Origin of the sequence: Thauera aromatica, assembly GCF_023093595.1 — a bacterium.
In the GTDB taxonomy this organism is placed as follows: domain Bacteria; phylum Pseudomonadota; class Gammaproteobacteria; order Burkholderiales; family Rhodocyclaceae; genus Thauera; species Thauera aromatica_A.
In genome coordinates this window covers 1-22,906 of the sequence record NZ_JALLIK010000080.1, presented here as the reverse complement: position 1 = coordinate 22,906, position 22,906 = coordinate 1, and the positions used below count along the sequence as shown (strand labels likewise).

22 protein-coding genes and 3 tRNA genes are annotated in these 22,906 nt (G+C 68.0%); 17 read left to right on the top strand and 8 right to left on the bottom strand.

All coding sequences use genetic code 11. The features are described from left to right. Window positions 1-13: 13 nt before the first annotated feature. The 3 genes from MXC99_RS03235 to MXC99_RS03225 are packed head-to-tail and all read right to left on the bottom strand — an operon-like array spanning window position 14 to window position 1,209. Window positions 14-409 (bottom strand): DUF423 domain-containing protein, encoded by a 396-nt coding sequence (locus tag MXC99_RS03235; protein WP_247724161.1) that lies wholly within the window; start codon window positions 407-409, stop codon window positions 14-16. A gap of 20 nt (window positions 410-429) precedes the next feature. Then, window positions 430-933: a GNAT family N-acetyltransferase gene (locus MXC99_RS03230; RefSeq protein WP_247724160.1), complete on the bottom strand. Its 504-nt coding sequence runs from the start codon at window positions 931-933 to the stop codon at window positions 430-432. After that, the gene (locus MXC99_RS03225; protein ID WP_247724159.1) at window positions 934-1,209 is read right to left on the bottom strand and encodes a DUF1778 domain-containing protein; all 276 of its coding nucleotides are present in this window, start codon (window positions 1,207-1,209) and stop codon (window positions 934-936) included. Window positions 1,210-1,394: 185 nt separating this feature from the next. On the opposite strand from MXC99_RS03225, the gene MXC99_RS03220 reads away from it, so the two are divergent. Both MXC99_RS03220 and gstA read left to right on the top strand, forming a co-directional pair. After that, window positions 1,395-2,666, top strand: coding sequence for a bifunctional O-acetylhomoserine aminocarboxypropyltransferase/cysteine synthase (locus MXC99_RS03220; RefSeq protein ID WP_247724158.1), 1,272 nt, complete (start codon window positions 1,395-1,397; stop codon window positions 2,664-2,666). Between the two features lie 33 nt (window positions 2,667-2,699). After that, the gene (gstA, locus tag MXC99_RS03215) at window positions 2,700-3,305 is read left to right on the top strand and encodes a glutathione transferase GstA (RefSeq protein ID WP_247724157.1); all 606 of its coding nucleotides are present in this window, start codon (window positions 2,700-2,702) and stop codon (window positions 3,303-3,305) included. Between the two features lie 60 nt (window positions 3,306-3,365). On the opposite strand, the gene MXC99_RS03210 is transcribed toward gstA, so the two are convergent. From MXC99_RS03210 to MXC99_RS03200, 3 genes are all read right to left on the bottom strand, one after another. Next, window positions 3,366-5,378 (bottom strand): sensor domain-containing diguanylate cyclase, encoded by a 2,013-nt coding sequence (locus MXC99_RS03210; RefSeq protein ID WP_247724156.1) that lies wholly within the window; start codon window positions 5,376-5,378, stop codon window positions 3,366-3,368. Continuing rightward, window positions 5,375-5,962, bottom strand: a complete 588-nt coding sequence (locus tag MXC99_RS03205) for a biliverdin-producing heme oxygenase (RefSeq protein ID WP_247724155.1) — start codon at window positions 5,960-5,962, stop codon at window positions 5,375-5,377. The genes MXC99_RS03210 and MXC99_RS03205 overlap by 4 nt, the downstream gene beginning before the upstream one ends. A gap of 227 nt (window positions 5,963-6,189) precedes the next feature. Then, window positions 6,190-6,396, bottom strand: a complete 207-nt coding sequence (locus MXC99_RS03200; RefSeq protein ID WP_075148473.1) for a hypothetical protein — start codon at window positions 6,394-6,396, stop codon at window positions 6,190-6,192. Between the two features lie 219 nt (window positions 6,397-6,615). Here MXC99_RS03200 and MXC99_RS03195 point away from each other — a divergent pair, with 219 nt between their 5' ends. From MXC99_RS03195 to MXC99_RS03160, 8 genes are all read left to right on the top strand, one after another. Further along, on the top strand, window positions 6,616-7,113 hold the full coding sequence (locus tag MXC99_RS03195; protein ID WP_247724154.1) for an SUF system Fe-S cluster assembly regulator: 498 nt from the start codon (window positions 6,616-6,618) through the stop codon (window positions 7,111-7,113). 4 nt (window positions 7,114-7,117) lie between these two features. Next, a complete protein-coding gene (gene sufB / locus MXC99_RS03190) occupies window positions 7,118-8,584 on the top strand; it encodes a Fe-S cluster assembly protein SufB (protein WP_075148471.1) in 1,467 nt (488 codons plus the stop codon). A gap of 20 nt (window positions 8,585-8,604) precedes the next feature. Next, the gene (gene sufC, locus MXC99_RS03185) at window positions 8,605-9,405 is read left to right on the top strand and encodes a Fe-S cluster assembly ATPase SufC (protein ID WP_247724153.1); all 801 of its coding nucleotides are present in this window, start codon (window positions 8,605-8,607) and stop codon (window positions 9,403-9,405) included. Further along, on the top strand, window positions 9,402-10,724 hold the full coding sequence (gene sufD / locus MXC99_RS03180; RefSeq protein WP_247724152.1) for a Fe-S cluster assembly protein SufD: 1,323 nt from the start codon (window positions 9,402-9,404) through the stop codon (window positions 10,722-10,724). Before sufC ends, sufD begins: the two co-directional genes overlap by 4 nt. A 15-nt stretch (window positions 10,725-10,739) precedes the next feature. Beyond that, window positions 10,740-12,008 carry a cysteine desulfurase gene (locus tag MXC99_RS03175; RefSeq protein WP_247724163.1) on the top strand — a complete coding sequence of 423 codons (1,269 nt, stop codon included), beginning with the start codon at window positions 10,740-10,742 and terminating at the stop codon, window positions 12,006-12,008. Beyond that, complete coding sequence (gene sufU, locus MXC99_RS03170; protein ID WP_247724151.1) at window positions 12,005-12,469, top strand: Fe-S cluster assembly sulfur transfer protein SufU; 465 nt, start codon at window positions 12,005-12,007, stop codon at window positions 12,467-12,469. The genes MXC99_RS03175 and sufU overlap by 4 nt, the downstream gene beginning before the upstream one ends. A gap of 97 nt (window positions 12,470-12,566) precedes the next feature. Further along, complete coding sequence (sufT, locus tag MXC99_RS03165; protein ID WP_247724150.1) at window positions 12,567-13,133, top strand: putative Fe-S cluster assembly protein SufT; 567 nt, start codon at window positions 12,567-12,569, stop codon at window positions 13,131-13,133. A gap of 157 nt (window positions 13,134-13,290) precedes the next feature. Beyond that, entirely contained in the window at window positions 13,291-13,818 is a 528-nt protein-coding gene (locus MXC99_RS03160; protein WP_247724149.1) for a DUF3617 domain-containing protein, read from the top strand. Between the two features lie 44 nt (window positions 13,819-13,862). Here MXC99_RS03160 and MXC99_RS03155 read toward each other — a convergent pair whose 3' ends face one another. Next, on the bottom strand, window positions 13,863-17,612 hold the full coding sequence (locus tag MXC99_RS03155) for a DUF748 domain-containing protein (RefSeq protein WP_247724148.1): 3,750 nt from the start codon (window positions 17,610-17,612) through the stop codon (window positions 13,863-13,865). A 242-nt stretch (window positions 17,613-17,854) separates the two neighbouring features. Then, the gene (locus MXC99_RS03150; protein ID WP_247724147.1) at window positions 17,855-19,108 is read right to left on the bottom strand and encodes an MFS transporter; all 1,254 of its coding nucleotides are present in this window, start codon (window positions 19,106-19,108) and stop codon (window positions 17,855-17,857) included. Window positions 19,109-19,277: 169 nt separating this feature from the next. Between MXC99_RS03150 and MXC99_RS03145 the strand changes: the two genes are divergently transcribed. The 7 genes from MXC99_RS03145 to istA form a co-directional block, all read left to right on the top strand. After that, window positions 19,278-19,736, top strand: a complete 459-nt coding sequence (locus tag MXC99_RS03145; RefSeq protein WP_247724146.1) for a hemerythrin domain-containing protein — start codon at window positions 19,278-19,280, stop codon at window positions 19,734-19,736. After that, window positions 19,733-19,951: a DUF2249 domain-containing protein gene (locus MXC99_RS03140; RefSeq protein WP_107220564.1), complete on the top strand. Its 219-nt coding sequence runs from the start codon at window positions 19,733-19,735 to the stop codon at window positions 19,949-19,951. The genes MXC99_RS03145 and MXC99_RS03140 overlap by 4 nt, the downstream gene beginning before the upstream one ends. Beyond that, window positions 19,948-21,270, top strand: a complete 1,323-nt coding sequence (locus MXC99_RS03135; protein ID WP_247724145.1) for a hypothetical protein — start codon at window positions 19,948-19,950, stop codon at window positions 21,268-21,270. Before MXC99_RS03140 ends, MXC99_RS03135 begins: the two co-directional genes overlap by 4 nt. A gap of 93 nt (window positions 21,271-21,363) precedes the next feature. Then, window positions 21,364-21,440 (top strand) — tRNA-Pro (locus MXC99_RS03130). A 27-nt stretch (window positions 21,441-21,467) separates the two neighbouring features. Next, window positions 21,468-21,544 (top strand) — tRNA-Arg (locus tag MXC99_RS03125). 40 nt (window positions 21,545-21,584) lie between these two features. Next, window positions 21,585-21,660: transfer RNA gene (locus MXC99_RS03120), tRNA-His, on the top strand. A gap of 652 nt (window positions 21,661-22,312) precedes the next feature. Further along, window positions 22,313-22,906, top strand: a 594-nt coding sequence (gene istA, locus MXC99_RS03115; protein WP_247724144.1) for an IS21 family transposase, incomplete at its 3' end; no start/stop codon positions are given.

Here is a 22,906-nt window from a genome sequence, read left to right as displayed (position 1 = left end):
CGCAGGGCCGGCCTCACCCGACCGGCGGCGGCGCCGTGCGCGCGGACTTCAGCGCGGCCAGCGCCAGCATCAGCCAGCCCGCAAGCAGCATCAGGCCGCCGGCCGGCGTCACCAGGCCGATGCCCTGCGCACCGGCGAGCGTGATCAGGTACAGGCTGCCGGAAAAGCACAGCGACCCGGCGATGAACAGGCCGCCCGCCGCCGCAACCCACCGCCCGAGCCGGCGGTGCGGGGCCAGGCCGAGCACGACCAGCACGAGCGCGTGGTACATCTGGTAGCGGACCCCGGTCTCGAACACCGCCAACATGTCCGCCTCCAGCCGCCCGCGCAGCCCATGGGCGCCGAACGCGCCCAGCCCCACGGCGAGGCACGCCGACAGCGCACCGGTGAAAAGAAAAATACGGTTCATCGCAGAGCCCGCAAGAATGCTCAGACTAGTGAAGCGAAACGAGCTCGCGGCAACATCCAGCGTCCTGGCTGGCCGGGCAGCTCGACAAAGCCGAAATGTCGATGGAACGCGGCCGCAGCCGGCGACTTGGCATCGACGATGATGGCCGCCACCGCGAGCGTCTGGCTGGCGGCAGCGACACGCTTGCACGCATCGACGAGCAGGATCGAACCCAACCCCTGCCCCTGCGCCGTTTCACTGACCGCAAGCCGGCCGAGCAAGGCCGCAGGGACGGGGTAACGCGGCAGCTTTTTTCGCAGTGCCTCGGGGGGCAACTGCTCAGCGGCAACACTGGCGGCGCTGAGGGTATAGAAGCCTGCGAGCACGCGGGCCTGCTCAGCGGGGCTCGCCACAAACACCCGCGCCACCCCACGCTTGATGTCCTGCCTGGCATAACGGTGCAGATATTCGTCCAGCGCCACCTCCCCGCACCGGAAACCGGCTGTCTCGACCTCGCTGTCCAGCGCGCGAATGTGGAACTCCACTCAGCGCACCCGCTTGGCGTGGCGGGAAAACGCCCGCTGCAAGGCTGGAGCGGGCTCAGCCGGCGCATCCAGCGCATCGAGAAAGGCGGCGAAATCCTGCGACGACAAGGTGACCGCCTCGTGCTGCTGAACCAGCGTCTGGGCTTGCTCAACGGCGTTGCGCAGAACGAACTCCGACACACTCATGTGTGCGTACGCTGCCGCCTTGTCGAGCAGGCGCCGGACTTCCTGATCACAACGAATGTGCAAACGCGTGTCCTTGGTCAGGGAGCTCATTCGGAATCTCCTCAAAAAACGCGCTTATTGTGCGCCATTTGTGCGTACCACTCAAGATTGGACAGGTACCGGACGACGAATCGGCCAGAGCCCCGCCACCAAGTCAGCGCCCGGATCCGGCCTGTTTCGACATCCGCCGCGCGCTGGCTATACTCCCGGACACTTTCAACGAGGAGACCTGCCCCATGAAGCTCGAAACCATCGCCGTCCACGGCGGCTATTCGCCCGACCCCACCACCAAGGCGGTCGCGGTACCGATCTACCAGACCACCTCCTACGCCTTCGACGACACCCAGCACGGCGCCGACCTGTTCGACCTCAAGGTGCAGGGCAACATCTACACCCGGATCATGAACCCGACCACCGCGGTGCTCGAGCAGCGCGTGGCCCAGCTCGAAGGCGGCGTCGGCGCGCTCGCGGTGGCTTCGGGCATGGCGGCGATCACCTACGCCATCCAGACCATCGCCGAAGCCGGCGACAACATCATCTCGGCGGCGACGCTGTACGGCGGCACCTACAACCTGTTCGCCCACACCTTCCCGCAGTTCGGCATCGAAGTGCGCTTCGCCGACTACCGCGACCCGGATTCCTTCGCTGCCCTGATCGACGAGCGCACCAAGGCGATCTACTGCGAGTCGGTCGGCAACCCGCTCGGCAACATCACCGACATCGGCCGCCTGGCCGGGATCGCCCACCAGGCGGGGATCCCGCTGATCGTCGACAACACCGTGCCCTCGCCCTACCTGTGCCGCCCCTTCGAGCACGGCGCCGACATCGTCGTCCATTCCCTGACCAAGTACCTCGGCGGTCACGGCAACTCGATCGGCGGCGTCATCGTCGATTCCGGCAAGTTTCCGTGGGCCGAACACAAGACGCGCTTCCACCGCCTCAACGAACCCGACGTCTCCTACCACGGCGTGGTGTACACCGAGGCCCTGGGCGCCGCCGCCTACATCGGCCGGGCGCGCGTCGTGCCGCTGCGCAACATGGGTGCGGCGATCTCGCCGTTCAACACCTTCCTGATCCTGCAGGGGATCGAGACCCTGGCGCTGCGCATGGACCGCATCTGCACCAACACGATCAAGGTCGCCGAGTACCTGAAGCAGCACGCCAAGGTCGAGTGGGTGAACTACGCCGGCCTGCCCGACCACGCCGACCACGGCCTGGTGCAGAAGTACATGGGCGGGCGCGCCTCGGGCATTCTGTCGTTCGGGGTGAAGGGCGGCTTCGAAGCCGGCGGGCGCTTCCAGGACGCGCTGAAGCTGATCACCCGCCTGGTCAACATCGGCGACGCCAAGTCGCTCGCCTGCCATCCGGCGTCCACCACCCACCGCCAGCTCTCGCCCGCCGAACTGGCCAAGGCCGGGGTGTCGCCGGACATGGTGCGCCTGTCGATCGGCATCGAGCACATCGACGACCTGATCGCCGACCTCGACCAGGCCCTGGCCGCCGCCTGAACGCACCCGCCACTTTCACAAGGAACCCGCCCCATGAAGCTGTACATCAAGCCCGGCGCCTGCTCGCTGACCCCGCACATCGTGCTCGAAGAAGCCGGCCTTCCCTACACCACCAAAACCGTCGACCTCGGCACCCGGCGCACCGCCGATGGTACGGACTACACCACGATCAACCCCAAGGGCTACGTGCCGGCGTTGCAGCTCGACAGCGGCGAAGTGCTGACCGAGCTGCCGGCGATCGTCCAGTACCTGGCCGATCTCGCCCCCGAAAAGAAGCTCGCACCGGCCAACGGCACGCTCGAACGCTACCGCCTGCAAAGCTGGCTGAGCTTCATCGGCACCGAACTGCACAAGTCCTTCAGCCCCTTCTTCAACCCGGCCGCGGGGGACGACTGGAAGCAGGCCGCACGTGCCAACATCGAGCGCCGGCTCGGCTACGCCGACAGCCAGCTCGCCGGCCGCGCCTACCTGCTGGGCGGGGATTTCAGCGTCGCCGACGCCTATCTGTTCAACGTGCTGAGCTGGGCGAAATACATCGGCCTCGATCTTGCGCCGTGGCCGAACGTGGCCGCCTGCCTGGACCGCGTCGCCCACCGCCCGGCGGTGCAGGCCGCGCTGAAGGCGGAAGGGCTGCTCTGATCTTTTGCGCAGGAGGCCGGGGCGGAGCGCTCCCCCCGCCAGCGCGCGCCGCCCCATCGTTCAGGGCAACATGCCGGTATCGAACAGGCGAAAACCGTCCCGGCCGCCGTGCTTGACCCGGTAGAGCGCGAGATCGGCCCGTTCCACCAGTGCCAGCGGCTCGGAGGCATCCCGCGGGCAGAGCGCGGCGCCGATGCTGGCGCCGATCTCGATGCGGTGGCCGAGCACCGCATAAGGCGCACGGATCGCATCCAGAATACGGGCGGCGGCGGCTTCGACGTCGCGCTCGCTGCCGGCGTGGAACTGGATCACGGCGAATTCGTCGCCGCCGAGTCGGGCGACCACGTCGCGTCCGCGCACGTGGCGGCGCAGACGCTCGGCGACCTCGATCAGCAGCGCATCGCCGACCGGGTGTCCATAGCAGTCATTGACCGGCTTGAAGCGGTCGAGATCGATCATCAGGAGTGCCGACAGGGTGTCGTCGCGCAGGCCGATGTCCACCGCTTCCTGCAGCGTGCGCTCGAACATGGCGCGGTTGCCCAACCCGGTCAGCGGATCGGTCAGCGCCATGCGCTCCAGGTCGAGGCGCTCGACATGCTCGAGCAGCATTTCGCGCAGCAGGCCGGCAGCCTCGATGTCGATGTCCCGCCAGGGATTCGCCTGGCCGTGAGTCTGCTCACGCCAGATCTGGAACGACGTCCGCGGGCCGAGTGCATGCTGCGGATCGTCGGACGCCGAAAGCGATGGCGGCCTGCCGGCCCAGACGACGTTTTCCGGCTGTTCGGCGCGCAACAGCGCGATGAAATCCTGCCCGCCCAGGGGGATGTAGAGCAGGCCGCTGGCCAGGCGGAGCAGCGCCGGACAGGTTTCCAGCGCCGCGGGGATCGCGTCGTAGGACGAAACCTGCTCGCGCTCGCAGCCGTCGAGCCAGTTCCTCAGCATGTCCAGACTGCTGGCGTCGGGGACATCGCCGCTGTAGTGGTTCCGCCCATCGAGCCGGGCCCAGCCCCCGTGCGCACCGAAAGCAGTGCGGATATGCACGAGCTGGGTGGCGATGGCCTGCTTGCCGCCACCGCTCGCCTGCAGCGCCATCCTGGCCTCGGCACGGGCCGAATGATGGGCATGGCGGGCTTGCTCGTGCGCCAGCCGCTGCAGATCGCTCATGTGGATCGAGGCCACCGTGGCCAGTTGCTCGCACAGCTGGCGGTCGGCGAAGGACACCGCCTTCGGCTCCAGGTGATGACAGGCGATCAAGCCCCAGAGCCGGCCTGCAGCCACCACCGATACGCTGAACGAAGCCGCCACTCCCATGTTCTTGAGGTATTGCACGTGCACCGGATGGACTGCGCGCAGTTCGGCATGGGTGAGATCGACGCTCAGCCCGTCGACCGCGGAGAGCACCGGCACCGGCTCGGCATCGACATCGGCGATGATCCGCTGGCGTTTCATCAGGTACAGGCGGCGGGCGTTGGCAGGCACATCCCCGGCGGGGAAATGCAGGCCCAGGAAACCTTCCACGCCGGGACGCAGCACCTCGTCGATCACCTTGCCGTGCCAGCCGGGCAGAAACCGGTACAGCATCACCCGGTCGTAGCCGGTGACGTCGGCCACCTGCCGCATCAGGATCTGTGCCGCGGCCTCCTCGGAATCGGTTGCCGCCAGCGCCGCCATTCCGGCCGCCAGCACCTGCTCCCGCTGGCCGAACGAGGGCGCGCTTCCCGCCTCCAGTTCGAGGATGAGGTGCGGCCCGGCGAAGTGCAACGCGGCGATCAGGCTGCGCCCGTTGCAGTCGAGCGCGCACAGCCGCACCGGCGCCGATCCGGCGGCTTCCCGCCCTTCCGCCTCGCCCCGCAGCGCCGCCAGCAGCGGCCGGATTGCGACCGGCAGGACTGCGGAGGATGGCACGTCGAGCAAGGCCTGCGGGGGCAGGCCGAGCCAGGCTTCGACATTGGCCGATAGCGCGCAGATGTGCCCACGCCAGCGCTCGATGACGAGCAGCGCACCGGACGGCTGGATGCTGTCGGCGAGGTGAAGCGCGGCGCTCTTGCAGTCGCCGAAAGGGGCGTTGATCACGATGGCGGCTCCGCGGCAAGGAACACGTCGATGAACGTTGCGAAAGCAAACCGCGCCCCCTGCAGGATGCCCGCCTGCTCGGCCGCATCACGGGAAGGACGGTCGAGGCAGGCGCACAGGGCGGGCCAGTCCGCCGCCGCACACGCCTGGAGGCGCCAGAACGCGAAGGCCTGGTCACAGGCCTGCGGCAGATGGCGGGCGAGCCGGGCGGAAATCACTCGGGCGCCTTGCGTCGAGCCTTCGAGGACATAGCGCATGCCGAGGTAGGCGGCAGACCCCATCGCCGGCCCCGCCCCACCCCGCTCCAGCGGGGCCGGCGGATGCGCCTGCAGCCAGGCGAGGTCGGCGCGCAGCGCCGGCAGGCGCGAACGGTAGGGCGGCAAGCCAGGAGGGCAGGCCGGCGCCAGCGCCTGAAGGGCAGGCTCCACTCCGGCATGAGCCGCTTCATAGCGTCGAAGCGCCTCGGCATAGCCCGGCGGCGTCAGCCCGGGACGCATCAGCGCGAGCAGTGCCGGCGCGCTGTCGAGGCTGCGGTGCAGATCGGCGGTCTGCTGCCGGAGCAGCGCATGCAGGTTCGGAGTCATGAATAAAGAGACGATCCAGGGGAAAAAACGGGCATCTGCCTTGCGGGCGGTCACCGGAATCGCACAACGCTGCCGTCATCATGATACGTAAATGGCGCCAACGGGGAAAATCCCGCCCTCCGGGCGCACCATCAGGGGCGCCGGAGGGTGCCCGGAGGGCGCCAGGGTACCGAGCGCGCTCCGGGTCGTTGAAGCGGTGATGCCGGACCAGCGCGCGCGCGCCCCGCTCAGCCATCCCCATCCTCGTCGCTGCAGCCGCTTTCCGCGGCGGCGATTTCCCACGCGTACATCAGGCTGGCCTCGGAAAAACCGAGCCCGGTCTCTTCGTCCTGCCACCAGGCGAGCCCGTTGCCATCCACCCCGTCGAAGCGCCAGCGCCGCAACTCGCCGCTGCACAAACGGACCGCATAGATACGACCGGGGATGAGTTTCATCGTCGAACCGACTCCAATTCCAAAGTCCACAGCGTGCCTTTGCAGGCGCGACCGCCCCGGGACATCCCGAGCATCCGCCCCGCGCCCGCTTGATCCGTTTCCATCATAAATCGCGACACCGAAGACGAGGAGACGCACGCGGCAGGCGGGGAAATCACGCTTGACCATACGGAACTGTTTTAGTACTGTTTAGCCACGAACATAAGCGGATACCCCGGCATGTTGCGCATCAGCAAGCTCACCGACTACGGCACCCTGATCCTGGCCCACATGGCCAGCCGTCCGGAACGCCTGCACAGCGCCACCGAACTGGCCGAAACGCTGGGGCTGGGGGTGCCGACCGTGAGCAAGGTACTGAAGGCGCTCGGCCGTCATTCCCTGGTTAACAGCCATCGCGGCGCCAGCGGTGGCTATGCGCTCGCGCGCCCGCCACAACAGATCAACATGGCGCACATCGTGGATGCGCTCGAAGAACAGCCTTTCGGCCTCACCGAGTGCAGCGCCGGCAGCGGACTATGTTCGATGGAAACGGGCTGCCGCATCCGCGACAACTGGCAGCGCATCAACGGCGTGGTCCGGCGCGCGCTACAGGATGTCAGCGTCGCCGACATGATCCACCCCCACGGCCCGGCGGCCGGCATCACCGAACACCGGCTGCACGGCCCCGAGCCTCACCCGGGAATGGCACGCCTGACCAGGCTAGACCAGGAGGACTGACCGCATGAACGCCCCGACCATCACCACCTCCCGCAGCGACGCCCTCGGCGCCTATCTCGAGCAGGACTACACCGCCGGCTTCGAAACCCGGCTCGACACCGACACCGTGCCCAAGGGCTTGTCCGAAGACATCATCCGCCTGATCTCGGCGCGCAAGGGCGAACCCGACTGGATGCTCGAGTGGCGGCTCGAAGCTTATCGCCACTGGCTGACGATGACCCCGCCGACCTGGGCCGCAGTGCACTTTGCGCCGATCGACTTCCAGGACATCGTCTATTACTCCGCACCGAAGTCGAAGAAGGACGGCCCCAAGAGCCTCGACGAAGTCGACCCCGAACTGCTGCGCACCTTCGAGAAGCTCGGCGTGCCGCTGCACGAGCGCGCGCGGCTGGCCGGCGTGGCGGTGGATGCGGTGTTCGACTCGGTGTCGGTAGCAACCACCTTCCAGAAGGAGCTCGCCGAGCACGGCATCGTCTTCTGTGCGTTTTCCGAGGCGGTGAAGAACCACCCCGCGCTGGTGCAGAAGTACCTCGGCAGCGTGGTCCCGCCGGGCGACAACTTCTACGCCGCGCTCAATTCGGCGGTGTTCTCCGACGGCTCGTTCGTCTTCATCCCCAAGGGCGTGAAGTGCCCGATGGAGCTCTCCACCTACTTCCGCATCAACGCCCGCGACACCGGCCAGTTCGAGCGCACGCTGATCATCGCCGAGGAAGGCGCCTCGGTCAGTTACCTCGAGGGCTGCACCGCGCCGATGCGCGACGAGAACCAGCTCCATGCCGCGGTCGTCGAGCTGATCGCGCTCGACGACGCCAAGATCAAGTATTCGACGGTGCAGAACTGGTATCCGGGCGACAAGGACGGCAAGGGCGGCATCTATAACTTCGTCACCAAGCGCGGCGACTGCCGCGGCGCGCGCTCGCACATCTCGTGGACCCAGGTCGAGACCGGCTCGGCGATCACCTGGAAGTATCCGAGCGTAATCCTGCGCGGCGACGACTCGGTGGGCGACTTCCACTCGGTGGCGCTCACCAACAACCTGCAGCAGGCCGACACCGGGACCAAGATGATCCACATGGGGCGCAACACGAAGAGCACCATCCTCAGCAAGGGCATCTCCGCCGGGCGCGGCAGCAACACCTTCCGCGGCCTGGTGAAAGTCACGCCGAAGGCCGAAGGCGCGCGCAACTATACCCAGTGCGATTCGCTCCTGATCGGCGACCGCTGCGCCGCGCACACTTTCCCGACGATCGAGGTGCGCCACCCGGGCGCCCACGTCGAGCACGAAGCCACCACCTCGCGCATCGGCGAGGACCAGCTGTTCTACGCGATGCAGCGCGGCATCAGCGCCGAGGACGCGGTGTCGATGATCGTCAATGGCTTCTGCCGCGAGGTGTTCAAGGAACTGCCGATGGAGTTCGCGGTGGAAGCACAGAAATTGCTGGGCGTGAGCCTCGAAGGCAGCGTCGGCTAAGGACCAAAGGGAGAACGGACATGCTGAAAATCAACAACCTGCACGCTGCGGTCGACGGCAAGGCGATCCTCCAGGGCCTGAACCTGGAAGTGAAGGACGGTGAAGTGCACGCGATCATGGGGCCCAACGGCTCGGGCAAGAGCACGCTCGCCCAGGTCCTGGCCGGGCGCGAAACCTTCACCGTCACCGCAGGCAGCGTGGCGTGGGATGGCAGCGACCTGCTCGCCCTGCCCGCCGAGGAGCGCGCGCGCGCCGGACTGTTCCTCGCCTTCCAGTATCCGGTCGAGATTCCCGGCGTCTCCAACGCTTACTTCCTGAAGGCCGCGGTCAACGCGATCCGCCGCCATCGCGGCCTGCCCGAATACGATGCAATGGACTTCCTCGCCCGCGTGAAGGCCGAGATGCAGGCGGTCGGCATGAAGGAGGAGTTCCTCTACCGCTCGGTGAACGAAGGCTTTTCTGGCGGCGAGAAGAAGCGCAACGAAGTGCTCCAGATGGCCCTGCTCGAACCGCGGCTGGCGGTGCTCGACGAGACCGACTCGGGGCTCGACATCGACGCCCTCAAGGTCGTCGCCGAAGGCGTCAACCGCCTGCGCTCGCCCGCACGCTCGATGATCGTGATCACCCATTACCAGCGCCTGCTCGACTACATCGTGCCCGATCAGGTGCATGTACTGTCGCAGGGGCGCATCGTGCGCTCGGGCGGGCGCGAGCTGGCGCTCGAACTCGAAGCGCACGGCTATGGGTGGATCGACGCGGCGCCGGGAGGCAAGGCCGGCGCCGCATCCACGGGAGCCCAACCCACCGGAGTCCAACCATGAGCGCGCTCGATTTCTGGGTCGCACGCCAGCGCGACACCGCCTCCGCTCTGCCCGGGGCAGACATCCCCTGGCTCGCCCGCCTTCGCACGGACGCGATCGCCCGCTTCGCCGACGAAGGCTGGCCCACGACGCGGCGCGAGAACTGGCGCCACACCTCGCTCGCCTTCATGGAACAGCAGGCCTTGGCGGTGGGCGAAGTCGGGCACCCCGAACACATCCTCGCCGAACTGCGTGCCCGCTTCGACGCTGCAAGCCTGGCCGCCGCCCACTGGCTCGTGTTCATCGACGGCCGCTTCGCACCCGCCCTCTCCAGCCCCGGCAAGCTCCCCGCCGGGGTGCAGGCCGGCAGCCTCGCCGAGGCCCTCGCCCGGTCCCCCGAGGCGGTCGAGGCCGCTTACGGCCAGGCCACCGACGGCGAGACGCCTGCCGCGCTGAATACCGCGCTTGCCGCCGACGGCGCCTGGATCCGCCTGGCGCGCGGCAGCGTGGTGGACGCACCGATCCACCTCGTCTTCATCGCGGCGAGCGCCGCCGACCAGCATCTGCGCAACCTCGTCATCGCCGAGACCGGCGCGCAGGCGACCATCGTCGAGCACTATCCGGCCGCTGCCGCGGGCAGCACGCTGACCACGGCGGTCACACGCGTGCTCGCCGCGCAGGACAGCCGGCTCACCCACCTCAAGCTGCAGCAGGAAGGCGAGCAGGCGATCCACCTCGCCGCGATCGAAGCCGAACAAGCGCGCGGCGCCGTGTTCGCCTCGCACGCGCTGTCCTTCGGCGCCCGGCTCGCGCGCACCGATATCCGCACCCGGCTCACCGGCGAAGGCGCCGAAGTGCTGCTCAACGGCCTCTACCATGCCGACGGCCGCCGCCATGTCGACCACCACACCCGCATCGACCACGCCACCCCGCGGGGCACGAGCCGCGAGTACTACCGCGGCCTGCTCGACGGCAGCGCGCGCGGAGTGTTCGCCGGTCGCATCCTGGTCGCGCAGGATGCCCAGCGCACCGATGCCCTGCAGCGCTGCGACAACCTGCTGCTGTCGCCGCTGGCCGAAGCCGACGCCCGCCCCGAGCTCGAGATCTACGCCGATGACGTCAAGTGCGCCCACGGCGCCACCGTCGGCCAGCTCGACGAGGACGCACTGTTCTACCTGCGCGCGCGCGGCGTCGATACCGAACACGCGCGCCAGCTGCTGACCTACGCCTTCGCCGCCGAAGTGCTCGAACGCATCGCCCAGCCGTCGCTGCGCGCGCTCGGCCGCGCCGCCCTGTTCACCCGTCTGCCCGGCGCCGCCCGCCTGGAGGAATTGTCATGAACGCCCCGCTCCCGCCTGTCGGCACAGGCGTCCGCCCCGCCCCCCCCGGCAGGCGGCGCCCTGCCCGGGATCGCCGCCGACTTCCCGATCCTGGCCCGCCCGGTACACGGCCGCCGCCTGGTGTACCTCGACAACGGCGCGACCACGCAAAAGCCCGAAGCGGTGATCGAAGCCGAGCGCCGCTTCTACCGCGAATCCAACGCCAATATCCACCGCGGCGTGCACTGGCTGTCGCAGCACGCCACCGAGCTCTACGACGCCGCGCGCGCCACCGTGCAGCGTTACCTGAACGCCGCCCATGCCGAAGAGATCGTGTTTACCCGCGGCACCACCGAGGCGATCAACCTGGTCGCGCACAGCTGGGGGCACAGCCGGCTCGAAGCCGGAGACGAGATCCTGCTCACCACCTTGGAGCACCACTCCAACATCGTGCCCTGGCAGCTGCTGTGCGCGCAGACCGGCGCGGTGCTCAAGGTGGCGCCGGTCGATGACGCCGGCGAACTCGATCTCGCCGCCTTCGACGCGCTGCTCGGAGAGCGCACCCGGCTGGTGGCGATCACTCACGTGTCGAACGCGCTCGGCACGGTGAACCCGGTCGCCGAACTCACCGCCAGGGCGCACGCCGCCGGCGCGGTGGTGCTGGTCGACGGCGCCCAGGCGGTGGCCCACCAGGCCGTCGATGTGCAGGCGATCAACTGCGACTTCTACGCCTTTTCCGGGCACAAGCTGTACGGCCCGACCGGCATCGGCGTGCTCTACGGCCGCGCCGAGCGGCTCGCCGCGATGCCGCCGTGGCAGGGCGGCGGCGACATGATCCGCACCGTCGCCTTCGAACGCAGCACCTTCGCCGAGCCACCCCAGCGCTTCGAGGCCGGCACCCCCAACATCGCCGGCGCGATCGGGCTGGCGGCGGCGATCGACTATGTCGACCGGGTGGGACTGGCACGCATCGCCGCCCACGAACACGCCCTTCTTGAGCACGCCAGCGCTGCGGTGGGCGGCATCCCCGGCGTGCGCCTGGTGGGCACGGCACGGGACAAGGCCGGCATCCTGTCCTTCCTCGTCGATGGCATCCACCCCCACGACCTCGGCACAATACTGGATGCCGAAGGGGTGGCGATCCGCGCCGGCCACCACTGCGCGATGCCGCTGATGACGCGCTTCGGCATTCCCGGCACGGCCCGCGCCTCGTTCGCGATGTACAACGACATCGGCGACATCGACGCCCTGGTCGCGGCCATCCACAAGGCGCAGGATCTGTTCGGCACGAGGAGGCCCGGATGAACGACAAGCAGGATTCGCTGCGTGAGCTGTACCAGGAAGTGATCTTCGACCACAACCGCAACCCGCGCAATTTCCACAAGATGGCCGACGCCGACCGCCACGCCGACGGCCACAACCCGCTGTGCGGCGACCAGCTCACCGTGTACCTGCGCGTCGCCGACGGCATCGTGCACGACGTCAGCTTCGTCGGCCACGGCTGTGCGATCTCGACCGCCTCGGCCTCGCTGATGACCGAAGCGGTCAAGGGCAAGCCGGTCGAAGAAGTGGAAGCGCTGTTCCGCGACGTCCATGCGCTGCTTACCGGCGGCCAAGGCACGGAAGCGCCGGCGCGCGACGTCGGCAAGCTGGCGGCGCTGTCCGGGGTGAAGGAATTCCCGGCGCGGGTGAAGTGCGCCACCCTGGCCTGGCACACCCTGCACAACGCCCTCGCCGGCGAACAAGATACGGCGCACACCGAATGACAGGATGTTCCCGGCTCGGGAAGCGGGGCGGGAATGAATGGAGGGCGCCGGATTGCGGCGAGCGGAACCGGCGCCCGGAATGAAGGAGGAACGGACCATGGGCGACCACTACGGCGAAACCGAATCCCGCGTGCTGCAGCGCGACTGCGCGGCTGTCAGCGTCCCCTGGGGGCAGGCGGAAACGCTGCCGGCAGGCGGCTTCGCGCTGGTCACCCAGCGCCTGGGCGGCTCGATCACGGTGATGAGCGGCGGCAATCTGTATCGCATCGACGAAGGCGACGCCGACGCCCTCGGCCTCGAGCCGCAGCCCCTCGCCACGCTCCCGCCCGGCACCGGCGCGCTCGACGCCGAGAGCATCGAGCGCGCGGCGTGGGCACAGCTGGCCACCTGCTACGATCCCGAGATTCCGATCGACATCGTCAACCTCGGCCTGGTCTATGCCTGCACTGCCGAAGCGCTGGACGACGGCCGCTACCGGCTGGCGGTCAGCATGACCCTGACCGCGCCCGGCTGCGGCATGGGCACGCTGATCGCCGACGAGGCGCGTGCCAAGCTGCTCGCCATTCCCGGCGTCGCCGAAGCCGACGTTACCCTGGTGTGGGACCCGCCGTGGAGCCGCGAGATGATGAGCGAGGCCGCCCGGCTGGAAATGGGGCTGTGCTGAAGCGCCGATGCGGCATCCTTGCGCCCGCTCAAGTTCCGGTCCGGAACGGCGCTGCTATGCTCGGGCTGTCGGCCGCCGCCCCCGGAAACAGCGAATTCCGGTCGTTCCCGTGCCGTTATCGTTCCCGCTTTACCTGCCTTGCCACCGGACGGACACCATGCGCCTCACCCTCACCCTCACCCTCACCCTCACCCTCGCCGCAAGCCTGCTCGGCAGTGCGGCCCTTGCCGCCCCGCCCGCCATCGACCCGCCGCAGCGTATGCCCGGGCTGTGGATCATCAACACCGCGCCGGCCGAATCGGCCGCGAGCGTGCCCAGCTTTCACCTGTGCATCGGCAGCGGCGAGGACGACGTCCTGCGCCGTCCCGGCAATCCCTTCGCGCACTGCAGCGAGCAACGCTGGACGCGGGACGCGCATTACACCTACTACAGCGCAAGCTGTACCGCGGATGGCCGCAGCAGCCGGGTGGAAGGCCGCTTCGGCGGCGACTTCATGTACAACTTCCAGGGCGAACTCACCGTCACCCCGGAGCCGGCGACCGACGGCAGCGCGGCCACCCGGCTGGCAATCGACGGGCGCCGCCTCGGCCCCTGCAAGGCCGGCCAGGCGCCGGGGAAGTTCCTGATCCGGGGGCGTGACGGCGTCGGCAACCTGAACGTGGGCGAGCCGATCAGGCCACGCTGAACCCAGCGCGCCGGGCACACGCGGCGGCAGTTTCGAGCGGGTGCTCAGCGCAGCGAGAACTTCACCTGGCCGCCCTCGCCGGCCGGCTCGACCCGGGGTTCGAGGATGAAGATCCGCTCGCCCGGCACCTTGCCTTCTTCGACCAGCCAGTCGCGCACCGCCTGTGCCCGCTGCCGGGCGAGCGCATGCAGCTCGGAGTCCCCGACGGCGACGTTGGCGCGCATCAGCGCTTCCATTTCCGCCTCCGGCAGATCCTTGGCGAGGCCGATCAGGTTGCGCGGCTTCTTGAAGTCGGCCTCGCGGTAAGCCTTCTTCAGCAGCTCGGGGTACTCCCCGGCACCGATCTCGATTTCCTCGATCGACGGGGCTTCTTCTCCGCGCGCGATCAGCGCCTTCAGCTTCTGCGCGCGCACCGCCCGGTCGAGGCCGGCCTGGCGCAGGCCGTCGCCGTCGACCGCCGGATCGGCGCGGCCGGTGACATCCAGACGCAGCGCCGGCCGGTCGATCAGCGCCTGCGCCAGGGTGGCGAGCTTGTCTTGCTGAGCCTCGCCGGGGCGGGCGTGGCCGGGCGCCAGTTCGAGGGCGGCCAGATCCTCTGCGCCGCCCAGCGCCGCGCCAAGCAGCGCGAACGGCGAAGTGAGGGCCTTGCCGATCAGGTTGAACAGCATCTTCACCACCAGGCCGAAAACGCTGAACTCGGGGTCGTCCAGCGTGCCGCTGACCGGCAGGCGCAGGTCGATCTCGCCACGACCATTCTTGAGCAGCGATACCGCCAGCTGCACCGGCAGATTCACTGCGTCCGGACTGTCGACCTTGTCGCCGAAAGTCAGCTGGTCGAGGAAGATCCGGTTGGTTGCCGTCAGCCGGCGGTCCTCGATCTTGTAGTTCAGCTCAGCCGACAGCTTGCCGCGGGAAATGCCATAGCCGACGTACTTGCCCGAATAACCCGACAGCCCGGTAAGTTCGAAATCCTTCACCGTGGCGAGGAGGTCGAGATGGGCGTCCTGGCGGAAGGGATTGAGTTCGCCGGTGATGCTCAACGGTGCGGCCTTGTCCACCTTGCCGCTGAGATCGAGCCGGGCGATCGTATCCTCGGCGGTCGACAGCCCCACCAGCGCACCGGCCAGATCGGTCAGGTCGGCATCGTAGTTCGGCTGGATGAAACGGTCGCTGAACGCGACGTTGCCGCGCGTGATCTCGATGCGCTCGATGCGCACCGGCGGCGGGGGCGAAGTCGGTGGCGTCAGCTCGACGCTGCGGGCGGCCGACGCCGGGCCGGTCCCGGGCTCGGCGCCATCGCTTTCGGGCTCGGCAGGCGCCGAAGACGGCGCTGCGCCGGCCTGCGCTTCGTCGCGCACCGCGCCGATCTCGCGCAAGTTGAGCCGGCCGTTCTCGTCCAGAATCAGCCGGGTATGGAAGCCATCGAGCGCGACGCGCTCGATGGCGAGCGCGAAAGGCTCGAGGCGGGCATCGATCCCGCCCACGCGCAAGGTGCGCCAGCGCACGAAATCGGTCGCGTTCAGGCGGTCGACCGAAGCGAAGCCGGCCACCCCCAGGTCGCCGCGAAAAGCACCCAGCAACTGCCCCCGGCGCCCGCTCCGGAGCGTGAGCCTGCCCTGGCTGGTGAGGCTGCCGCTCGAAATGGCGACGCTCGTCTGCTCGAGCACGTAGGGCTGCAGCGGGAGCAGGTCGACGCTGCGCAGGTCCAAGCGCAGGTCGGCCTTCAGCGGCTCCAGCGCCAACGCTCCCGAGACACCGACGCGGCCGCGCCGGTTGAGGCGGGAATCGAGCTTGATCCGGCTGCTGTTGCCCTTGGCGGTGGAAAAACCGTCGAGCTCGAACTGGATGTCGTTGACCGTGGTGACCACCGGCTTCGCCACCGTCCGGTCCTCGATCCGGAGCGAGGCGGCCTGCAGTGCGAGCTTGTCCACCGCCACCGTCCACGCCGGAGCCGCCGCTTTCGCCGCGCGCCCCTTGATGGCGCCCTTGATGGCGCCCTTGCCGGCACCCTTGCCAGCGCCTGTGCGGGAGCCGCCCGGCGCGGCGGCAAGCAGGCGCATCAGGTCGAATTCGCCATTTTTCTGGCGGACGGCGGACACGGCCGCGCCCCTGACATCGATCCCCGCCACCGCCAGCTTGCGCCCGGCGAGGTCGACGCTGGCCTCGCGCACGTCGAGCTCGGGCAGTTTCACCGCGGCATCCTTGCTGCCCTTGAGCGCGAGGGCGAAATCGCGCAGCGACAACGCCTGGGCGCCGAATCCGAATACGGGCTCGCCCCCGTCCCCGCGCGCGGCGCGGTAGTGGACGCTGCCGCCGAGGCGGCCGGTGCGCACCTCGGCACCGGGCAGGACATCGGCGAGGTAGGGGGCATAGCGCGCAAGCTGCAGCGCTTCGAACTGGAGCTGGCCATCGAGTTCGAAGGGCTGCAGGCGCAGCTGGCCCTCATGGTGGAAGCTCTCGCCGGCATCGCTGGCGTAGTCGAGGCGGATCCCGGCGGGCAGGTCGCTGACCGTCGCCAGATCGCGCACGTCGAGGTTGATCGCTTCGATGCGGGTGCGGAAAGGCGTGGCCAGGCTGCGATCCTCGAAGCGGATCACGCCGTCACGGATACGCGCCAGGGCGAGGAGGAAATCCGGGGGCCCGGCATCCGCTCCGCTCCCCGGGGCCTTCGCTTCGGCACCGGCGCCGCCGCCCCCCTGCGCTGCGCCCGCCTCGTCCGTCTTCCGCGGCGCCGGTTCCGGGGGCAGAAGGTCGAGCACGTTCAGCCCTCCGTCCTGGAGCCGGACGACGTCGAATTCGGGCTGCGCCAGGCGCAAGCGGGTGAAGTGCCAGCGTCCGGCCAGAGGCTGCACGTCGGCGAGTTCGAGTTCGGCTTCGGCCGCGGCCGCCACCGGCGCGCCGTGGCGGTCCTGGAGCACGAGCTTGTCGACGCGGACCGGGCCGCGCAGCATGACCTCGGGCGCGGCGTCCGGCATCTGCCGGAACGACAGTTCGAGATTGGTGCTGAGCAAGGCCGAAGGCAGGCGGAAACGCTGCTCGCCGGGCAAGTAGGCGAGCCAGGGGGCCAGATCGAACGCCTCGAGGACGACGTCCACCACGGTTTCCTGGCTCTCGGCGAAAGGTTTGGTGCGCGCGCTGAGCAGCAGCGGGTCGCCATTGAGCGTCGCCGACAGCGAAGGCTGGACGAAGGTCTCGACCCGCACCGGCAGATTCGACACGAAAGGCACGCCGAGATCGATGTCGGCCAGTTCGTGGGTCAGGGCGCGCGGCCGGTCCTCGACCGTGATCTGCCCCCCACGGATGCGGATGTTGCCGATCGAGAACGGCAGCGGCCGACCGTCGCCGGCCGCGCGCTCCTCTCCCTCCACGGCCGCGATGCGCGCGGCGACATCGGCCCAGTTATGCCGGCCGTCCTGGTCGAGGACGAGCTTGAGGCGCGGCCCGACCAGTTCCAGTTCGCGCAGCACCGGTCCCCGGCGCACGATCGACTCGAGTTCGAAATTGGCGCGCAGGGAATCGAAAGCCAGCGCTTCGCCCTCGCCTCCCGCCTCCATCACCTCGAGCCCGCCGATCTCGGCGCTCAGGCGGAAAGGATTGACCAGCACCCGATCGATGCGGACTTCGCGGCCGAGCATATCGGCGAGCAGCTTCTGCCCGTAATGCCGGGCAATCGGTGGAACCGCCAAGTAGGCGATGGCGGCGACGGCCAGCACCGCCCCCATGCCCCACAGGGCCCGCCGGCCCCGGCTCCGCCGGTGCGGGACGGCGCTCGAGTCGGTGGTGGTATCAGACATGAAAGGCTCCAACGAGTAAGTTTGTAAGGCGCGCCGCCACGGCAGGGACCGTCCCGGATGCCGTTCCACATGCGCCCGCATCGCGCACCCGGCCCCGGGCGGAGGCGGCTCGGCAACGCCGTCCTGCGGTTTGGCTGCCGGGCGCGATTCTATCGGTCTTGGCCAGCGTCACGAAGTCGATTTCCACCAAAGGACCAGCCTTTCCAGCATAGCAAGCCCGTCCGCTCCGGACACCGCCCCGCTCACCCGTCCACGCCCCCCGGATGGCGGCCGGAGCTGCGCAGCAGCGGCAGCAAGCTGAGCGCCTGGAGCACGATCAAGCCCGTGAAACCGAACCGCAGCGCGGCGCCCAAGCCATGCCCCTGCGACTGCAGCAGATCGAGTGCGAGTCCCAGCCCCCACTGGACCACGAACGCGCCGGTGAAGGCCATCAGATTGATCGCCGTGCTCACGCGCCCGAACAGGTTTGGAGGAAAGGCGCGCGAAGCGGCCAGATAGGTCTGCGAGTTGGCGGCGGAAAGCATGCCGAACACGAACCACAGCAGCGGTGCCGGCCCCGCCGAGGACAGGATCGCGACCTGCACCACGAGCACACCGGCATAGCCCCAGCGCTGCAGCACGAGCGCTCCGACGCCCCTGCGGGCAAGCCGCACCCCCATGAGCCCGATCGACAGCTGCCCGCACAGGCTGCCCAGGTTGAGCACCACCAGCATCGCTGCGGCCCGGCCTAGGTCGAAGCCGTCGACGTGCATCAGCCAGGGTACGACCCACAGACTCTGCAGCGCCATGAATCCACCGACGAAGAACGCCGAGGAGGCGGCAAAGCGCAGGAACGCCGGCGTCACGTAGATCCCCGCCACCACTCGCAGCGCATCGCCGAGCGAGCCCCGCTGCGCGATGCCGCCACGACCGGTCTCGGGCAACGAACGCAACAGCAGCACCGATGCGAAGAGCGCGGTTGCGGCAATCACCCAGAACACGCCGCGCCAGCCGAGAAACGGCAGCACCGCTTCCAGCGGCACGCTCGCGGTGAGTGCGCCGAGAGCGCCCGCCGCCATGATGAAGCCGATCATCGAGCTCTGGCGCTCCGGCGGATACCACAGAGCGAACCCCTTCAGCGCCGCCATCAGGCAGGCCGATACGCCGACGCCGATCAGGGCTCTGGCGAGGCCAAGGCCCGCGAGCGAGTCGCCGAGCGCGAACAGGCCGGAGCCGAGCGCGGTAAGCAGCAGCAGCGCCGCCTCCACCCGGCGCGGCCCGAAGCGGTCGAGCGCCATTCCGACCGGGACCTGCGCCAGTCCGAAGGCAAGAAAATAGGTGCTGGTAAGCAGGCCCAGGCTGGCCGCCGTCAAACCCAGCTCTTCGGTCAGGGCGGGCGAGATGACCGCATTCACTGTGCGCAGCAGATAGGAGAGGTAATACCCGAGCGCAAAAGGCAGGAAGATCCGCACCCATGCGCGGGAGCGGCCGGCGCCAACCCGATCGTCATCGACCATGCGGATCATCCACAGCAAAAGAAATCATCATCCCCGTACGCCCCGCGCACCATGCCGCCTGCAAGGATGATGCCATGCAAACTGTTGATGCCGAAACGCTCTTGACTTGCATCAATGCCCTTCCATGGTCGCTGCGGAGAATGCAGCCCATCCACAACAGGAGGCGATGATGACCACGATTTCCGAGCTGATGACCCACGACCACCGCGACTGCGACCACGTTTTTGCGCGCGCCGAAGAGCTCGCGTCGGATGGCGACTGGGGCGGCGCGGCAGAAGCGCTGACCGAATTCTCGAATGCGCTCAACGCCCATTTCGAGGCCGAGGAGACAAAGCTTTTCCCGGCCTTCGAAGCGGCCACCGGGATGACCCATGGCCCCACCGCGATGATGCGCAGCGAACACCAGGGCATGCGCGAAGTGCTCGCAGCGCTGCAGTATGCGCTCGACAAGCAGGACGCGGACGACTTCTCCGGCGAAGCCGAGACCCTGCTGATCATGATGCAGCAGCACAACATGAAGGAAGAGAGCGTGATCTACCCGATGCTCGACACCCGCCTTCCGGCCGAAGAGCAGCAAAACCTGTCGACCGCGGTCGGCAAGCAGCTGAGCGAGGCGCGGAGCGCATGAGCGGCCGTGTCGTCGATGCGCGCGGTCTCGAGCCGCCGGAGCCCTTCGAGCGCGCGATGGAAGTGCTGCTGACACTGGCCAAGGGAGAAGATATGCTGCTGATCCTCGACCGCATGCCGCATCCGCTGCTGCGCATCCTCGACCGCGACGGCTATCGTCACGACGAAGTCTATCGTGACGACGGCGCAGTCGAAATCCGCATCGTCCAGCCATGATGGCCCGTCCCGCCATGGGCGGCGCGAATCCCGGCCTCGCCTACGATGACACCCCCCCCTTCTCGGCGCCACTGCGGTTTTTCCTGACCGCACCGCTGTTCGCCATCGCCGCCGGCGCAGTATTGCTGTTCGGCGGCGACATTCTGGTTTCGCGCTGGACCCCGGGCACGCTCGCCATCGTGCACCTGTTCGCCGCGGGGTTCATGCTCCAGGTCATGCTCGGCGCCCTGGTGCAGGTCATGCCCGTGGTCGCCGGCGCCAACATGCCCGCGCCGCTTCGCACTGCCGGCACCACCCACGTCCTGATGACGCTGGGTACGGGTTCGCTGGCATACGGGCTCGGCGCAGGCCATCCCGACGTCCTGCTGGCCGGGGCGGGAATGCTCCTGCTCGGCCTGGCCACCTTTCTCGGCGCCGCGGCCGTCGGCCTGCGCAAGGGGGCGACCACCGGAACGAATACGCGCACGCCGCGCGACCTGCGGCTCGCCTTCTTCGGGCTCGCCGTTACCGCCACGCTCGGTCTCTTGCTGTCGCTGACGCTCGGCCGCGGCCTCGAACTGCCGCTCCCGCTGACCACGATGGTCAACCTGCACGCCGGTTGGGGCTGGATGGGCTGGGCCGCGGTGCTGCTCGCCGCCACGAGTTGGGTCGTCGTGCCGATGTTCCAGATTACCGCACCCTACCCGCAGCGCTTCACCACGTTCTGGGCCCCCGCAGTGACCGCACTGCTGCTTGCGTGGTCGGCCAGCGCATTTTTCGGAGCGACCTGGCCCGGCATCGCCGCGCTGATCGCCCTCATGCTGCTCGGTGCGAGCTATGCCGGGATGACCTTGCGGTTGCAGGCCGGTTCGCGCCGCAGCAAGCTCGACACCCCCTTCCTCGCCTTCCGCCAGGCGATGTATTCCGCGCTGGCCGGCATCGTCGTCCTGCTCGTCGCACTCTGGACCGATGCCGACTACTGGCCGGTGCTCGCCGGGATCCTGGTACTGCACGGGGGTTTCGGCGGCACGATCACCGCGATGCTTTACAAGATCGTGCCCTTCCTCGCCTGGCTGCACCTGACCCAGAGTGGCGTGAAGGCGCCCAACATGAAGAAGCTGCTCCCCGACGTCCATATCCGCAGGCAGCTGAAGGCACGTACGTTCAGTCTCGGTGCGCTCTGCATCGCCGTCTTCGTACCGTTCCTCGCACCGCTTGCCGGAGCCTTGCTGATGGTCGAGTTCGGCTGGCTGCTGCTCAATCTGACCCGTGTCGTGCGCGCACGCCGCGCCGCCCTGCTGGCTGCGCCCACTCGCGCTGAAAGCCGCGCCGGCGGGTGATCCGGCGCATTGCAGCGATTGCCCGCCCGGCATCGGAAAATCTCGAAAAGATGTTTGACGGCGGCCCTTTCGGACTGTATAGTTCGCGGCTCTCGGGGTGTAGCGCAGTCCGGTAGCGCGCTTGCTTTGGGAGCAAGATGTCGGGGGTTCGAATCCCTCCACCCCGACCAGCTCGCACCCCGATTGCCCGCAGGAAGCTGCCCGTAGCTCAATTGGATAGAGCACCGGCCTTCTAAGCCGGGGGTTGCAGGTTCGATCCCTGCCGGGCAGGCCAGAGAAGTTTCGAGCTGCGGTTTCACCGCGGCTCATCAGTGGCGGCATTAGCTCAGTTGGTAGAGCACTGGATTGTGGCTCCAGAGGTCACCGGTTCGAAACCGGTATGTCGCCCCATAGAATTCGCTGTAAATCAGCGAGTTAGCGGAAAACACCTTGTCCAAGGTGACGCCCCTAACCCCGCTCTTGGTCAAACGACTTGACCATGAATTGACCAAGGTTTGACCAGACTACGAGGCCGCGCGGGTTCCACATCGAACCCTGCCGCCTCGTTTTCCATTGTCCGGGTCCATAGTCCCGGCGCAACTATATGACTCGCTCATACGATAGCCAAAAGCTATATATGCGCCAGATAAGATAGCTGCAGGACATTGAAGGCGGCATAGCAATAGCATGACACTATGACGAGGTAGCTTATTGCGCTGCGGAAAACTATGGGTAACGCCACCACGCTTGAACACGCCGGCCAGGTTTTCAAACTTTTGAGTCCCGGCCATGGCTGATCAAACGGATTTGACCAGCGCCTCCACGCTTGCAAGCCAGCTCCGTAGAGCCTTCACGCCTCGCGAGTTGCCGACCCACTCCAGCGAGGGGCGGGCAAGTTGGTTCGGGGTCAGGTCGGGAAATCTCCGCAGCAGACCCGCACGAAGCTTGTCTGTTGGCGCCGGCCGAAAACTGGCCATGTAGAGGGGTGAATTCCGGCTGAAAACTGACCAGGGTGTTTAACCTCTCTGCCTCATTTTGCGGCAGAGGAACAGAGGTGATCACCATGGAAATGCTGGACAAGGTCAGAAGGATGCATTACCGGGACGGGCTGTCCCGCTCGGAGATTGCGCGACGCACGGGGCTGTCGCGCACGACGGTGAGGAAGTGGCTCGAGGAGGCCGATGCGGCGGCGCCCCGTTACCGTCGCACGAAGGCGCCGGGCAAACTCACGGCCTTCGATGCCACGGTGGTGGGCTGGCTGGAAGCCGATGCCCGCCGCCCGAAACGGGAGCGTCGGACGGCTCAAGCGATGCTCGCGCAGTTGAAGGCACAAGGCTTCGAGGGTGGTTACACGATCCTGACCGATTTCATCCGCGACTGGCGGCACCGCAAGGGGACGAACGACCCGGGGCGGGCTTTCGTGCCGCTGAAGTTCGAACTGGGCGAGGCGTTTCAGTTCGACTGGAGCGAGGAGCGGCTGGTCATCGGTGGGGTGTGGCGCAAGCTGCAGGTGGCGCATCTGAAACTGTGTGCGAGCCATGCGTTTGTGCTGGTGGCCTACCCGAGTCAAGCCCACGAGATGCTGTTCGATGCGCACACGAGGAGTTTCAAGGCACTCGGCGGCATTGCCCGGCGCGGGATCTACGACAACATGAAA